This is a genomic window from Pseudomonas sp. fls2-241-R2A-110 (assembly GCF_030209165.1).
Lineage (GTDB): Bacteria > Pseudomonadota > Gammaproteobacteria > Pseudomonadales > Pseudomonadaceae > Aquipseudomonas.
Window position 1 is genome coordinate 169,440 of sequence record NZ_JARVSN010000005.1, and the last position, 15,731, is coordinate 185,170.

General features: G+C 59.1%; 13 protein-coding genes. 10 read left to right on the plus strand and 3 right to left on the minus strand.

Features of this window, described 5'->3' with window-relative positions:
* Positions 1-89 precede the first annotated feature (89 nt).
* From QRN31_RS03265 to QRN31_RS03275, 3 genes are all read left to right on the plus strand, one after another.
* Complete coding sequence (locus QRN31_RS03265) at positions 90-1,256, plus strand: MFS transporter (RefSeq protein ID WP_285430167.1); 1,167 nt, start codon at positions 90-92, stop codon at positions 1,254-1,256.
* A 30-nt stretch (positions 1,257-1,286) separates the two neighbouring features.
* Entirely contained in the window at positions 1,287-2,336 is a 1,050-nt protein-coding gene (locus QRN31_RS03270) for an alkene reductase (RefSeq protein ID WP_285430168.1), read from the plus strand.
* 226 nt (positions 2,337-2,562) lie between these two features.
* The gene (locus QRN31_RS03275) at positions 2,563-3,222 is read left to right on the plus strand and encodes a hypothetical protein (protein ID WP_285430169.1); all 660 of its coding nucleotides are present in this window, start codon (positions 2,563-2,565) and stop codon (positions 3,220-3,222) included.
* Positions 3,223-3,481: 259 nt separating this feature from the next.
* Here the strand turns inward: QRN31_RS03275 and emhR are convergent, their stop codons facing one another.
* Entirely contained in the window at positions 3,482-4,114 is a 633-nt protein-coding gene (gene emhR / locus QRN31_RS03280) for an efflux system transcriptional repressor EmhR (RefSeq protein ID WP_285430170.1), read from the minus strand.
* Between the two features lie 265 nt (positions 4,115-4,379).
* Between emhR and QRN31_RS03285 the strand changes: the two genes are divergently transcribed.
* From QRN31_RS03285 to QRN31_RS03315, 7 genes are all read left to right on the plus strand, one after another.
* Positions 4,380-5,537, plus strand: a complete 1,158-nt coding sequence (locus QRN31_RS03285) for an efflux RND transporter periplasmic adaptor subunit (protein WP_222590088.1) — start codon at positions 4,380-4,382, stop codon at positions 5,535-5,537.
* Positions 5,538-5,540: 3 nt separating this feature from the next.
* Complete coding sequence (gene emhB, locus QRN31_RS03290) at positions 5,541-8,705, plus strand: efflux RND transporter permease subunit EmhB (protein ID WP_285430171.1); 3,165 nt, start codon at positions 5,541-5,543, stop codon at positions 8,703-8,705.
* Positions 8,702-10,162 (plus strand): efflux RND transporter outer membrane subunit EmhC, encoded by a 1,461-nt coding sequence (emhC, locus tag QRN31_RS03295; protein WP_222590086.1) that lies wholly within the window; start codon positions 8,702-8,704, stop codon positions 10,160-10,162. The genes emhB and emhC overlap by 4 nt, the downstream gene beginning before the upstream one ends.
* A gap of 434 nt (positions 10,163-10,596) precedes the next feature.
* Positions 10,597-11,856: an OprD family porin gene (locus QRN31_RS03300; RefSeq protein WP_285430172.1), complete on the plus strand. Its 1,260-nt coding sequence runs from the start codon at positions 10,597-10,599 to the stop codon at positions 11,854-11,856.
* A 197-nt stretch (positions 11,857-12,053) separates the two neighbouring features.
* On the plus strand, positions 12,054-13,244 hold the full coding sequence (locus tag QRN31_RS03305; protein WP_285430173.1) for an NAD(P)/FAD-dependent oxidoreductase: 1,191 nt from the start codon (positions 12,054-12,056) through the stop codon (positions 13,242-13,244).
* 25 nt (positions 13,245-13,269) lie between these two features.
* Complete coding sequence (locus QRN31_RS03310; RefSeq protein WP_285430388.1) at positions 13,270-13,605, plus strand: DUF1641 domain-containing protein; 336 nt, start codon at positions 13,270-13,272, stop codon at positions 13,603-13,605.
* Positions 13,606-13,626: 21 nt separating this feature from the next.
* A complete protein-coding gene (locus QRN31_RS03315; protein WP_285430174.1) occupies positions 13,627-14,445 on the plus strand; it encodes a methyltransferase domain-containing protein in 819 nt (272 codons plus the stop codon).
* Positions 14,446-14,526: 81 nt separating this feature from the next.
* Here QRN31_RS03315 and pcaC read toward each other — a convergent pair whose 3' ends face one another.
* Together pcaC and pcaD are read right to left on the minus strand one after the other, a co-directional pair.
* Positions 14,527-14,919, minus strand: a complete 393-nt coding sequence (pcaC, locus tag QRN31_RS03320; RefSeq protein ID WP_008147336.1) for a 4-carboxymuconolactone decarboxylase — start codon at positions 14,917-14,919, stop codon at positions 14,527-14,529.
* 10 nt (positions 14,920-14,929) lie between these two features.
* A complete protein-coding gene (pcaD, locus tag QRN31_RS03325; RefSeq protein WP_285430175.1) occupies positions 14,930-15,721 on the minus strand; it encodes a 3-oxoadipate enol-lactonase in 792 nt (263 codons plus the stop codon).
* Positions 15,722-15,731: the final 10 nt, after the last annotated feature.

The window sequence follows — 15,731 nt, forward strand, 5'->3', positions numbered from 1 at the left end:
TGGGGGCGTTCTCAATTGGTTTTCACGCAGCACTGGAAAAACCAATCGAGAACGCCCCCCGACGTCAGTCAGCCGACAAGGAATCGACAATGCCCCTCTCGCTACTCATCCTGGCCTTGAGTGCCTTCGCCATCGGCACCACCGAGTTCGTCATCATGGGCCTGTTGCCCGACGTGGCGGCCGACCTCGGTGTGTCGATCCCCGGCGCCGGCTGGCTGGTGACCGGTTACGCCCTGGGCGTGGCCATCGGTGCGCCGTTCATGGCACTGGCTACCTCCAGACTGCCGCGCAAGGCCGCACTGGTCGCGTTGATGGGCATCTTCATCATTGGCAACTTGCTCTGTGCCTTGGCCACTGACTACAACGTGCTGATGTTTGCCCGTGTGGTCACTGCCCTTTGCCACGGTGCGTTCTTCGGCATCGGTTCGGTGGTGGCGGCAGGCCTGGTGCCCGCCAACAAACGTGCTTCGGCCGTGGCGTTGATGTTCACCGGCCTGACCCTGGCCAACGTCCTCGGCGTGCCGCTGGGCACCGCGCTCGGTCAGCAAGCCGGCTGGCGCTCGACCTTCTGGGCAGTGACCGTGATTGGCGTGATCGCGTTGATCGGCCTGATCCGCTTCCTGCCGGCCAAGCGCGATGAAGAGAAACTCGACATGCGCGCCGAATTGCGCGCCCTCAAAGGCGCCGGCATCTGGTTGTCGTTGAGCATGACCGCGTTGTTTGCAGCATCGGTGTTCACGCTGTTCACCTACGTTGCGCCGCTGCTGGGCGAAGTCACCGGTGTCTCGCCACGCGGCGTGACCTGGACCCTGATGCTCATCGGCCTGGGCCTGACGGTTGGCAACATCATCGGCGGCAAACTGGCCGATAAAGGCATGGCCGCGACGCTGATCGGCGTCTTCATCTCGATGGCCGTGATCTCCACCGTACTGACCTGGACCAGCATCGCGCTGATCCCGACCGAAATCACCCTGTTCCTCTGGGCTACCGCCTGCTTCGCCGCCGTCCCCGCCCTGCAAGTGAACGTGGTGACCTATGGCAAGGCCGCGCCGAACCTGGTGTCGACCCTGAACATCGGCGCTTTCAACATCGGCAACGCACTCGGAGCCTGGGTCGGCGGCAGCGTCATCGCCCACGGCTATGGCTTGACCAGCGTGCCACTCGCGGCCGCCGCACTGGCGGTGCTTGCCCTGCTGGTGACCCTGATTACTTTCCGCCAGAACGGCGATCCCGAACTGGCCCCTGCTACCCACTAAATAACCATTACCTCACGAGGGTTGTACTTCATGACGACTATTTTCGATCCAATCAAACTCGGTGATATCGAGTTGGCCAACCGCATCATCATGGCGCCGCTGACCCGCTGCCGCGCCGACGAAGGCCGTGTGCCTAACGCGCTGATGGCCGAGTACTACGTACAACGTGCCTCGGCTGGCCTGATCCTCAGCGAAGCTACATCGGTCACGCCAATGGGCGTCGGCTACCCGGACACCCCGGGCATCTGGTCCAACGACCAGGTGCGTGGCTGGTCCAACGTGACCAAGGCGATCCACGGCGCGGGCGGCAAGATTTTCCTGCAACTGTGGCACGTTGGCCGGGTGTCCCACGAGTCGTACCTGAACGGTGAAGCCCCTGTCGCACCGAGCGCCATCCAGCCCAAAGGCCATGTCAGCCTGGTGCGCCCATTGGCCGACTACCCAACGCCGCGGGCTCTGGAAACCGCTGAAATCGCCGACATCGTCGACGCGTATCGCACCGGTGCCGAGAACGCCAAGGCCGCCGGCTTCGACGGCGTGGAAATCCACGGCGCCAACGGTTACCTGCTCGACCAGTTCCTGCAGAGCAGCACCAACAAGCGCACCGACCACTACGGCGGCTCCCTGGAAAACCGCGCTCGCCTGTTGCTGGAAGTGACCGACGCCGCCATCGAAGTCTGGGGCGCCGGCCGCGTCGGTGTGCACCTGGCTCCCCGCGCCGACTCCCACGACATGGGCGACGACAACCTGGCTGAGACGTTCACCTACGTCGCTCGCGAACTGGGTAAGCGCGGCATCGCGTTCATTTGTTCACGCGAGAAAGAAGGCGCCGACAGCCTGGGTCCACAACTCAAAGAAGCCTTTGGTGGCCCTTACATCGCCAACGAACGCTTCACCAAGGACAGCGCCAACGCCTGGCTGGCGAGCGGCAAGGCCGATGCGGTCGCCTTCGGTGTGCCATTCATTGCCAACCCGGACTTGCCGGCGCGCTTGAAGGCCGATGCACCGCTGAATGAAGCGCGTCCTGAGTTGTTCTATGCCAAGGGGCCGGTCGGTTATATCGACTACCCAACGTTGTAAGTTCCGCCCTCTGAAATACAAAAGCCCCGACTCTCGCGAGCCGGGGCTTTTTAGTTCATTGAGCTACAGCAACTTACTGATCAACTCACCTATCAAACTACCATTCAATAAAACACATTAAGACACCATCCATCTCTTTCGATATTCAGCACTAACCCAGATACTTACCCCTCAACAAGCAACAACAACCTGCTGTTCTACAACACTTCTATCGAAAGGAATCGACATGACCAACATTGAAAACATCAACAACGAAACCCCCGACGCTTACAGCGATATATTCTCGTTCTTCAGCGCTACCTCGATCGGCATTCTTTATCAGCTTTCACCGTTCCTGCTCAGCAAGGAAAACCAGGCGTTGCTGGATGAGCTGGTGGGTAAGGCCAAGGTCGAACTGATTGGCTTTCTGGACCGGACGGAGTCGAGGCTCGCTCTGGAACAACAGATCGAGCACTGGCGAAATCAGAAGGCAGATCCGAAACAAACCCGGGTCATTATCAAAATCATCAACAACACTCCCCACACATTCAAGATGGCGCAAACCAGTTTGCCATTGCGCCAATCAGAGCGTGAGTCGTTCCAACTTATGCCGCAAGAAGAAACGGCGTTCAAATCGGAGTTCGCCTACACTTACGCGTACCCTTGGCCGAAAAACAAAATCATGTTCAATCAATTTATCGACTTCGGCGACAAGACTATCGGGGTGCGTTTTGATCTGGGCATGATTATGAACACTTCCTTCGGTGTGATAACGCCAACTCATAAACCGAGCGTAAAAAACACCGTCACTTCGATTGGTACATCCCGGGTCAACTGCTCGACCAAAATCACCCACATGAGTGATGAGGAGCCCTTCAACTTCGAGGTGGAAATCACCTTGGGCTGATGGTTGCGAACAACCCGTCCGGTTAACACTGACTCAGCCAGGAGGTGCAGCGAGCGCTGACCTCCTGCGACTGAGTCGGTGACACGGTTCAGCCGATTCAAACCCACGTCACAAAATCACTACAAATTACGTAGCTCGCTACCTTTCAACCTGGCGAGTGTGCGTATATAAAAGCACCCCATTGCAATGACGCTGGCGCTGACGGGGGTCAGGCCTGCCTTATTGGTTGACAGGACCGGATCCAATTACGCACTTTGTTTCATTTGCGCAGGCTGCTGCTCAAGCGCAGCATGTCCAACCCTGCATCGACCCAACGTTCGGCGTCGGTGTGCAATAGAAAACTGTCCGGCGCCAACAGCCACTGATACAGCATGCCATCGATGTAGGCGTGCAGGCTGACCGCCGCGCGGGCCGTGTCGAGGTCCTCGGGCATTTGCCCGCGATTCACCGCATTACTCAAGGCCAGGGCGATTCGCACGTTGCAATCGAGGCTGACCGTTCGGCGCTGCTGACGCAGGTCGCACATTTCATCGGTGAATTCGCACTTATGATACAAAATCTCATTAATGCGTCGGGTTTTCGGGTCCAGTGCAACTTGATGAAACAAATGAATCAGCAGCTTGCGCATGCAGCCAAGAGGATCGAGCTCATCTTGGCTTTCGCTGGCCCGCGCCATCTCATCCAGCGGCTCTTGCAAGGTGTCCAGCATCGCTTGCACCAGATCGGCCTTGTTACTGAAATGCCAGTAGATGGCGCCGCGGGTCACGCCGGCCAGGGTCGCGATGTCCGCCAGCGTCGTGCGCGCCACGCCCCTTTCAAAAAAGGCTTTTTCTGCCGCTTCGAGTATCTGGCTGCGGGTTTCTTGAGCTTCCTCTTTGGTACGACGGACCATGGCAGTAAAACCTCAATCAGGATGCTTCGGCGATGACCGGATATCCGCTGAATAAAAGTGGGGCGAGCGCTCTTGGGCATCGTCCCCTACATACAATTCCAACCTTTGAACGGCTTTTGTAACGGAGTGGGTACGCAGCCAAGGTATTTACAAACAACCATGAACGTAAGTATATTCCTTAGCAAGCTACTTATCCACCCGGTACCGATTTTTTACCCTTTCACATTTCTAGTGCGTTTCTAGCGCGCCTGACCCGAGGATCTTCATGCAATTCAAGCCAGCTGTTACCGCTCTGGTCACTGCCCTCGCCCTGGCATCGCTGCTTAGCGGCTGCAAAAAGGAAGAGACAGCACAAGCCGCCCCACCCCCTCAGGTCGGCGTTGTCACCCTGCAACCTCAAGCGTTCACCCTGACGTCCGAGCTTCCAGGGCGTACCAGCGCGTTCCGCATTGCCGAAGTCCGCCCTCAGGTCAACGGCATCATTCTCAAGCGTCTGTTCAAGGAAGGCGGCGACGTCAAGGCCGGCCAGCAGCTGTATCAGATCGATCCGGCCGTTTATGAAGCCACCCTGAAAAGCGCCGAAGCCAACCTGCAACAGACCAAGTCGATCTCCGATCGCTACAAGCAGTTGGTCAACGAGCAAGCCGTCAGCCGTCAGGAATACGACACGGCCGTCGCCAACCGCTTGCAGTCGGAAGCCGCATTGCAAAACGCGCAGATCAATGTGCGCTACACCAAGGTCTACGCACCGATCTCCGGCCGCATCGGCCGCTCGAATGTGACCGAAGGCGCGCTGGTCACCAGCGGCCAGGCCGATCCGATGGCCGTGATCCAGCAACTGGACCCGATCTACGTCGACGTCACCCAGTCGTCCGTCGAGCTGCTTGAGCTGCGCCGTGAGCTGGAAAGCGGTCGTCTGCAAAAGGCCGGCGACACCGCTGCCGCCGTCAAGCTGACCCTCGAAGATGGCAGCCTGTACAAGCTGGAAGGCAAGCTCGAGTTCTCCGAAGTCTCGGTTGACCAGACCACGGGTTCGGTCACGCTGCGTGCCGTGTTCCCCAACCCTGACCACACCTTGCTGCCGGGTATGTTTGTTCACGCCCAGTTGCAATCCGGTGTGAACAGCGCCGCAATCCTGGCCCCGCAACAAGGCGTAACGCGTGACCTCAAAGGCATGCCGACGGCGCTGGTCGTCGGTGCGGACAACAAGGTCGAATTGCGTCAGCTCAAGGCCAGCCGTACCGTCGGCAACCAATGGCTGATCGAGGATGGCCTGAAAGCCGGCGATCGCCTGATCACCGAAGGATTGCAATACGTCAAACCTGGCGTCGAAGTCAAAGCCAGTGAGGCGACTAACGTTGGCGCAAAGAACCCGGCCCCCGCACAGGCAGCTGATAAGGCTTCCAGCGGCAAAGGGGAGTAAACCATGTCCAAATTTTTTATCGACCGTCCGATTTTCGCCTGGGTAATCGCCCTGGTGATCATGCTGGTCGGGGCACTATCGATCCTCAAACTGCCGATCAACCAATACCCGAGCATTGCGCCTCCGGCGATTGCCATCTCCGTGGCCTACCCGGGCGCTTCCGCACAAACCGTGCAGGACACCGTGGTTCAGGTCATCGAACAGCAGCTCAACGGTATCGACAACCTGCGTTATGTCTCTTCGGAAAGTAACTCCGACGGCACCATGACGATCACCGCGACCTTCGAGCAAGGCACCAACTCCGACACCGCGCAGGTTCAGGTCCAGAACAAACTGAACCTGGCCACCCCGCTGCTGCCGCAAGAAGTGCAGCAGCAAGGTATCCGCGTCACCAAGGCAGTGAAGAACTTCCTGCTGGTGATCGGCGTGGTTTCGCGTGACGGCAGCATGACCAAGGACGACCTGTCCAACTACATCGTGTCCAACATGCAGGACCCGATTTCGCGGACAGCCGGCGTGGGCGACTTCCAGGTGTTTGGCTCGCAATACGCCATGCGTATCTGGCTCGACCCGGCCAAGCTGAACAACTTCAGCCTGACCCCGATAGACGTCAAGACTGCCATTGCCGCACAAAACGTGCAGATCTCGTCCGGCCAACTCGGCGGCCTGCCGGCCATGCCCGACACACAACTGAACGCGACGATCATCGGCAAGACCCGTCTGCAGACCGCTGAGCAATTCAACAAAATCCTGCTCAAGGTCAACAAGGACGGCTCCCAGGTTCGTTTGAAAGATGTCGCCGACGTCGGCCTGGGTGGCGAGAACTACAGCATCAACGCCCAGTTCAACGGCGCGCCGGCTTCCGGTCTCGCAGTGAAACTGGCCAACGGTGCCAACGCCCTCGATACCGCAAAAGCGCTGCGCAAGACCATCGACAGCCTCAAGCCGTTCTTCCCGCAAGGGATGGAAGTGGTGTTCCCGTACGACACCACGCCCGTGGTGACCGAGTCGATCAAGGGTGTGGTTGAAACCCTGGTCGAAGCGATCGTGCTGGTGTTCCTGGTGATGTTCCTGTTCCTGCAAAACTTCCGCGCCACGGTCATCACCACGATGACAGTGCCGGTGGTATTGCTTGGTACGTTCGGGATCCTCGCGGCGTTCGGTTTCAGCATCAACACCCTGACCATGTTCGGCATGGTGTTGGCCATCGGCTTGCTGGTGGACGATGCCATCGTCGTGGTGGAAAACGTCGAGCGGGTCATGAGCGAAGAAGGCCTGTCACCCAAGGAGGCCACCAAGAAATCCATGGGGCAGATCCAGGGTGCACTGGTCGGTATCGCCCTGGTGCTGTCGGCGGTACTGCTGCCGATGGCGTTCTTCAGCGGTTCCACTGGCGTGATCTACAAGCAGTTCTCGATCACCATCGTTTCGGCCATGGCGCTGTCTGTGATGGTCGCGTTGATCTTCACCCCGGCACTTTGCGCCACCATGCTCAAGGCCATTCCGAAAGGTGAACACGGCGTACCGAAACGCGGCTTTTTCGGCTGGTTCAACCGCAACTTCGACCGAAGCGTACGCAGCTACGAACGCGGCGTGGGCAATATGCTTGCGAACAAGATTCCGTACCTGCTGGCGTACCTTCTGATCCTGGTCGGCATGATCTGGCTGTTCACCCGTATTCCAACGGCGTTCCTGCCGGAAGAAGACCAGGGCGTACTGTTCGCTCAAGTGCAGACCCCGGCCGGTTCGACTTCTCAGCGCACCCAGGTGGTCGTGGACCAGATGCGTGAATTCCTGCTGCGTCCAAGCAAGGATGGCGGTGAAGGCGATGCGGTGAACTCGGTGTTTACCGTGACCGGCTTCAACTTCGCCGGCCGTGGCCAGAGTTCGGGCATGGCGTTCATCATGATGCGGCCGTGGGACGAGCGTAACGCCGACAACAACGTGTTCAAGGTTGCGGCCCGCGCCCAGCAGCACTTCTTTACCTTCCGCGACGCCATGGTGTTCGCATTTGCGCCACCGGCGGTTCTGGAACTGGGTAACGCCACCGGTTTCGACGTGTTCCTGCAAGACCGTGCCGGTATCGGTCACGAAAAACTGATGGCGGCCCGCAACCAGTTCCTCGGCATGGCGGCACAGAGCAAAGTGCTGTCGCAAGTGCGCCCGAACGGTCTGAACGACGAGCCGCAATACCAGTTGGAAATCGACGACGAGAAGGCCAGTGCACTGGGCATTACCATCGCCGACATCAACAACACCCTGTCGATTGCCCTGGGCAGTAGCTATGTGAACGACTTCATCGACCGTGGTCGGGTGAAGAAGGTTTACGTGCAAGGCCAGCCCGGTGCGCGCATGAGCCCTGAAGACCTGAAAAAGTGGTACGTGCGCAATCGCGACGGCGCGATGGTGCCGTTCACCGCCTTCGCCAAGGGTGAATGGATCTACGGTTCGCCGAAACTGGCCCGTTACAACGGTGTAGAGGCGATGGAAATCCTCGGTGCCCCGGCGCCTGGCTACTCCACCGGTGAAGCGATGGCCGAAGTCGAAGCCATCGCCCAGAAACTGCCGGCCGGTGTCGGTATTTCCTGGACGGGTCTGTCGTACGAGGAACGCCTGTCTGGTTCGCAAGCGCCAGCGTTGTATGCGCTATCGCTGCTGATGGTGTTCCTGTGTCTGGCGGCGCTGTATGAAAGCTGGTCGATTCCGATCGCAGTAATGTTGGTCGTGCCGCTGGGGATCATCGGTGCGCTGATGGCCACCAGCCTGCGAGGTCTGTCCAACGACGTGTACTTCCAGGTGGGCCTGTTGACGACTATCGGTCTGGCGGCGAAAAACGCCATTCTGATTGTCGAATTTGCAAAGGAGTTGCATGAACAGGGGCGCAGCCTGCGCGATGCGGCGATCGAAGCCTGCCGCATGCGTTTGCGACCGATCGTCATGACCTCGCTCGCGTTCGTTCTTGGTGTGGTGCCCCTGGCAATTTCCACAGGTGCAGGTTCGGGTAGCCAACATGCGATCGGTACCGGGGTAATTGGCGGTATGCTCACCGCCACGATTCTGGCGATCTTCTGGGTCCCGTTGTTCTTCGTCACCGTGTCGTCCATGGGCCAGCGCAAAATCGCCGACCAGGATGACGCTATTGAACCTTCTAAAGAGGCTGGCCAATGAGCAAGTCGCTACTCTCCCTAGCCGTCGCGGCCTTCGTACTCGGTGGCTGCTCGCTGATTCCTGACTATCAGCAGCCCGCAGCACCGGTGGCAGCGCAATACCCGCAAGGTCCGGCGTATTCGCCGGCCCAGGCACCTGCCCAGGCTGCCGCCGAACAAGGCTGGAAGCAGTTTTTCCATGACCCGGCGCTGCAACAGCTGATCCAGGTTGCGCTGGAAAACAACCGTGACCTGCGCGTCGCGGCCCTGAACATCGATGCGTTCGCGGCCCAATACCGCATCCAGCGCGCCGACCTGTACCCGGCCGTGTCGGCCAATGGCACCGGCAGTCGTCAGCGCGTTCCGGCAAGGGCCTCGCAGACTGGCGAAGCGGGCATCAGCAGTTCCTACTCGGCCACCGTGGGTATCAGCGCGTATGAACTCGACATGTTCGGTCGGGTTCGCAGCCTCAGCGAAGAAGCGCTGCAGAAGTACTTCGCGACCGAAGAAGGTCGGCGCAGTACGCAGATCAGCCTGGTGGCCAGCGTGGCCAACGCTTACCTTGCCTGGCAAGCCGACAAGGAATTGCTGAAAGTGACCCAGGACACCCTCGCTGCGTTCGAGGAGAGCTACAAGCTCACCGCGCGCAGCAACGAGGTCGGCGTGGCTTCGGCGCTGGACCTGGCCCAGTCGCGCACCTCGGTGGAAACCGCCCGGGTTCAACTGGCGAAGTACACCCGCCAGGTTGCCCAGGATGAAAACAGCCTGGTGCTGCTGCTCGGCACCGGCCTCCCGGCCAACCTGCAAGCCGCCAAACCGCTGTCTGAAGATTTGCTGAGTGACGTGCCCGCCGGTCTGCCATCGGACTTGCTGCAACGTCGTCCGGACATCCTCCAGGCCGAATACAACCTGAAAGCTGCCAACGCCAACATCGGTGCGGCACGGGCTGCGTTCTTCCCGAGCATCAGCCTGACGGCCAACGCCGGCACCCTGAGCCCGGACTTGTCCGGTCTGTTCAAGGGTGGTTCGGGCACCTGGCTGTTTTCGCCGCAGATCAACCTGCCGATCTTCAACGCCGGCAGCCTGAGCGCCAGCCTGGATTACTCGAAAATCCAGAAAGACATCGGCGTGGCGAACTACGAGAAATCCATTCAAACGGCCTTCCAGGAAGTCGCCGATGGCCTGGCTGCCCGCCTGACCTACACCGACCAGTTGCAGGCGCAGCGTGACAACGTCACCGCCAACCAGGAGTACTACCGCCTGGCCGAGCGTCGTTACCGCATTGGTGTCGACAGCAACCTGACCTTCCTCGACGCCCAGCGTCAGCTGTTCAACGCGCAACAAGTGTTGATCACTGATCGCCTGGCGCAGTTGGTAAGTGCGGTCAATCTGTACAAGGCCTTGGGCGGTGGCTGGAATGAGCAGACGGCGAAAGTCGAACCGCTGAAAGAAGACGCGCCGAAGATGAAATTGTTCTGATCGCGCTGTAAACAAGAAGCCCACCTTTTGGTGGGCTTTTTGTTGTCTGCGGGAGATATTGTGTTGTCAGCGCTGGCCTCATCGCGAGCAGGCTCGCTCCCACAGTGTCCGTGTCGAACTCGAAACTTGTGACCCCCTCTGAACCTGTGGGAGCGAGCCTGCTCGCGATGGGGCCCGTGCATACATCACAAAAACCCACGCAAACATATGTTCGATAATCGCCCAAAACCCGCTTTTGCCAATTGAACCATTTGGTTCATTCCCGGCACCATCAGCCCCCACAAGACCAATAACATCAGGTTCGACACCATGCCTCCGCGCCCTGCCCTGTCCGGCTGATCCGTTCCGATTTTCACAACTTCGAACTCTTTGTCTGCAACACCGACGTTGCGGCAGCGCCCTGTTTCATCCCTAACAATTAGAGAGACCGCCCCATGACGCCTTCCACCACGCAGTATTATTTTCCCGGCCTGATCGCCATCGCCCTGGCCAGCGCAGCCCTGCCTGTGATGGCCGAGGAATCGGGGTTTGTCGACGGCGCCAAGGTCAACCTGAACCTGCGCAACTTCTACATCAACCGCAATTTCACCAACCCGACCAAGGCTCAAGGCAAGGCTGAAGAGTGGACACAAAGCTTCATTCTCGACGCCAAGTCCGGGTTCACCCAAGGCACCGTCGGGTTCGGCATGGATGTGCTGGGCTTGTACTCGGTGAAACTCGACGGCGGTAAAGGCACGGGGGGAACGCAGTTGCTGCCGCTGGACCACGATGGTCGCCCGGCCGACAACTTCGGCCGCACCAACGTGGCGTTCAAGGCCAAGCTGTCGCAGACCGAAGTGAAAGTCGGTGAATGGATGCCGGTACTACCGATCCTGCGCTCGGACGACGGCCGTTCGCTGCCACAAACTTTCCGTGGCGGCCAGATCACCTCGAAGGAAATCACCGGCCTGACGCTCTACGGCGGCCAATTCCGCGCCAACAGTCCGCGCGATGACAGCAGCATGAACGACATGTCGATGACCGGAAAACCCGCCTTCACCTCTGACCGCTTCAACTTCCAGGGCGGCGAATACGTGTTCAACGACAAGCGCACGCAGATCGGTCTGTGGAACGCCGAACTCAAGGACATCTACAGCCAGCAGTTCGTGAACCTGATTCACAGCCAGCCACTGGGCGACTGGACCCTGGGCGCCAACCTCGGTTTCTTCTATGGCAAGGACGACGGCAGCGCCCGGGCCGGCGACCTCGACAACAAAACCTTTTATGGCCTGTTCTCGGCCAAGTACGGCGGCAACACCTTTTACGTCGGCCTGCAAAAACTCACTGGCGACAGCGCCTGGATGCGCGTCAACGGCACCAGCGGCGGTACCCTGGCTAACGACAGCTACAACTCCAGTTATGACAACGCCCGGGAAAAATCCTGGCAGGTGCGGCATGACTACAACTTCGTCGCCCTCGGTGTTCCCGGCCTGACCCTGATGAACCGCTACATCAGCGGCGACAACGTGCACACCGGCAACATCACCGACGGCAAGGAATGGGGCCGCGAAAGTGAATTGGGCTACACCGTGCAGAGCGGCGCGCTCAAGGACCTCAACGTCAAATGGCGCAACTCGACCATGCGCCGCGACTACAGCAATAACGAGTTCGACGAGAACCGGCTGATCGTCAGCTATCCGATCAGCCTCTTGTAACGAGGCTCAGGCAGCGACCGCAGGCGATAAGCGGTCGCTTGCTTCTCACCACTTGTCGGTAGGCACTGGCGATTTGCACGCTGGCAGATACAGTCAACTTGCGTGTTTAATTCTCCAGCCCTGATGTAGGAGCCCCTGTTTCCTTCCGTTATCTCCGGATGCTGTACGCGAAGCTGCCATGACCTCGGAGGTCAGGTATGAGCAAGCGAATAGTTATCGTCGGTGGCGGCGTCGGTGGAACCCTGTTGGCCAATCAATTGGCCAGCAAGCTGTATCCAGAAATCCTGCGCGGCGAAGTCTCGATTGCACTGCTGTCCAATTCCCCCGATCACTTCTATAAACCTGCCTTCATGTATGTGGCGTTCAACCTGTTTTTTCAGGAAGAACTCAAGCGTCCGGAACGCTCACTGCTGCGTCCGGAAATCGAGTTTCACGTTGAGGAAGTCACTCGTTTCGATTTCAACCGCCAACATCTGTACACCCGCAGCGGCAAGCAATACGGCTATGATTTTTTAGTCATTGCCACCGGTTGCGTACCGGCGCCGGAACGCATCGAAGGTTTGAAGGAAGCGGGTGACCATTTCTATCAGTACAAGCCCGCCCGGCAACTGGCGCAACGCCTGAGCACGATCCAGAAAGGTCGTATCTTTATCACGGTGTCGTTCCCGCAAACGCCGAATGTCCCGCATCAATGCGGAATCGCCCCCGTTGAAACCACCTTGATGCTGGATGACTACTTGCGACGCAGGGGCGTGCGCAATCATGTAGAGATCGTCTACACCTACCCGACAACCGCGCAATTAATGCGCAACTGTCTGTTCCTGCAACGGCCGACCGGAGAAATTCTGTCAGGCATTTTTGAGCAGAAAAACATCCGTTTCAAACGCGGCTTCACCCTGAAGCGGGTCGATCCCGACAAGAAAATGGCCTACTCCGAAGAAGGTGAGGAACAACCGTTCGACATCCTCATGGCGACCCCACCGATCCGGGCCGTGGACGCCGTGCTGGAGTGTGGCGCATCACACGCTCCCAACAACGAAGGCTGGTTGCCGACCCACCATGAAACGTTGCAGGTCTATGGCCTGGAAAACGTCTATGTCATCGGTGACACCGTCGACCTGCCTGTGAGTAAAGCCGGCGGCGCCTGCCATAACCAGGCACCTGTGATTGCCAACAATATCGCCGGCGAAATTCGACTGGGCTCCCCCATTGCCGTGTACGACGGACGAGTTCAGGCCGTGGCACAAATGGGCCTGAATGCGGGAATGCCGCTTTGGTATGACTACTGCCACGATGTTCTGCCGACACCTCCCACCAAACTCGGCGGTTTACTCAGAAACGGATTCAATCGCGGTCTGTACTGGGCGGTCGCCCGTGGAATGCTTTGACCCTGCACAGGGAGGAGTGAATGTGATGGAAGTAGCCAATGAGTCCGCACTGATGGCGAAGCTCAAACCACTGATTGACAGTGGTCGGGTAGACAACCTGATAGACCTGCTGTCGCTGGTCAGCGACGTCGTCGATTTGCTGGACGCCCCGATGGTGGAAAAACTGGCTCAGCTTTTCGAGAACGCCACAGCGGCCACCTGGACTGTCAGCAACGCCGTGCGTGCGGCAAAAGCCGACAGTGCAGAAAACGAGCAGCCCCCCGGCTTTTATCAACTACTGAAACTGTTGCGCGAGCCCGATACGCGAAGAGGTGTGGGGTTTTTACTTAAAACCCTCAACGTCATTGGAAGACAACTTTGAATCGCCAGAGAGGACAACCTCATGAGCACCGACCTGCAGCCAACATGCAATGCCAAAACCGACTGGGACGCCAAGGCCTACCAGCAATTCTCAAGGCTTCGACAACGACCGGTGAACGAGCTGCTCGACCGTGTCGAACTCCAACACCCCACACGCATTTATGACCTGGGCTGTGGCACTGGCATTGCCACGCAAGTACTGGCCAAGCGTTGGCCCCGCGCGCACCTCATGGGTGTCGACTGTTCGGAGCAAATGCTTCAGGAAGCCAAGTGTTTACCGATCAAGGCGCACTGGAAGCAGTGCGATCTACAAACCTGGCAACCAGAGCAACCTGCCGATCTGCTCTTTGCCGCCGCTGTGCTGCATTTCATCGGCGATCACGAACACCTGCTGCCGCGCCTGCTGGGTTATCTCAATCCGGGCGGTTGTCTGGCGGCGCACATGCCCGACTGGCGGGACGCGGTGTGGTATCAGCTGATGCTGGACACCCTTGACGATGGCGGCCCCGACGGCAAACCGCTGGGCACGCCGCAGATGCGCGAAGCCCTCGCTGCGCGGCCGTTACTGTCGCTGGAAAGTTATCACCGGTTGCTCTCGCCCATCACCCGTACGCTGGATATCTGGGAGACCGAACAGTTGCAGGTCGTGGATGGCAAATCGCCGATTTATGACTGGATCAAGGTGTCGGCTTTGCGGTCGGTGATGCAAGCGTTGAGGGACAACGAGCAGGCGCGATTCATCTACCACTTCATGATGCGGGTACATGCGCATTACCCGCATGAGAGCGATGGGCGCACGCTGTTTCCGTTCAAGCGGATTTTCATTGTCGCTACGGTGTGACATTCAGCATTGATGCAAGCAGACCCACCGCCATCGTCGGAACGACGATGGCGGTGGGTCAAGCAACATAAATCCCAAGGATCACTCCCGAGACTCGACTCCCAGCTCATCCCACACCGACTCAGCCAAATGGAACGTCGCATTGGCCGCCGGAATCCCGCAGTAGATCGCGCTCTGCATGATCACTTCCTTGATCTCGCCTCGCGTCACGCCGTTGTTGGCGGCGGCGCGCAGGTGCAACTTGAGCTCTTCGTTGCGGTTCATGCCGATCAGCATGGCAATCGTGATGAGGCTGCGGGTGTGGCGCGGCAGGCCCGGACGGGTCCAGATGTCGCCCCACGCGTGGCGGGTGATCATCTCCTGGAACTCCGAGTTGAACTCGGTCAGGGCGTTCAGGCTGCGGTCGACGTGGGCATCGCCCAACACCGCGCGACGAACTTTCAGGCCTTCGTCGTAACGTTGTTTCTCGTCCAAAAGAATATCCTCAGTGGCCTGCCAGAAATGCCAACACCCGCACGCTGAAAGCGTCGCCGGCCTGGACGTTGGACAAGTGCGCAGCGTAGAACTCGGCGTACTCGGCGCCCTGCACGTGCTCCTGAATGAAGTGCCCGCCGGACGGCGGCGTGACCGCGTCTTCGGTGCCGGCGATGACCAGCATCGGCACCTTGATCGAGGACAACTGGTCACGGAAATCGGCGTCGCGCACTGCGGCGCAATTGGCCGCGTAACCTTCAGGCGAGGTGGCCGCGAGCATGTCGGTGATCTGCTTCGCCACCGCTGGATTGGCTTGGGCAAAATCCGCGGTGAACCAGCGCGCAATCGACGCATCACGCAACGCGACCATCGCGGCCGGACCGTCACGCAATACGGTTTCGATCCGTGGGTTCCACACCGACGGATCACCGATTTTCGCGGCCGTGTTACACACCACCAGTTTATGCAGGCGTTCGCCGGCGTTGATCCCCAGCCACTGGCCGATCAAACCGCCCATCGACAACCCACAGAAATGTGCACGCTCAATGTTCAGCGCATCCAGCAGCGCCAGCACGTCATGCCCCAGTTGCTCGATGCTGTACGGCCCCGGCGTCACCAGCGATTTGCCATGCCCGCGAGTGTCGAAACGCAGCACGCGAAAATGCTCGGCGAACGCCGCCATTTGCGCGTCCCACATGTGCAGGTCGGTGCCCAGAGAGTTGGACAACACCAGTACGGGCGCGTCGACCGGCCCTTGAATTTGGTAGTGCAGTTCGCCATCGGCGAGTTGTACGAAAGCCACAGCAGTCTCC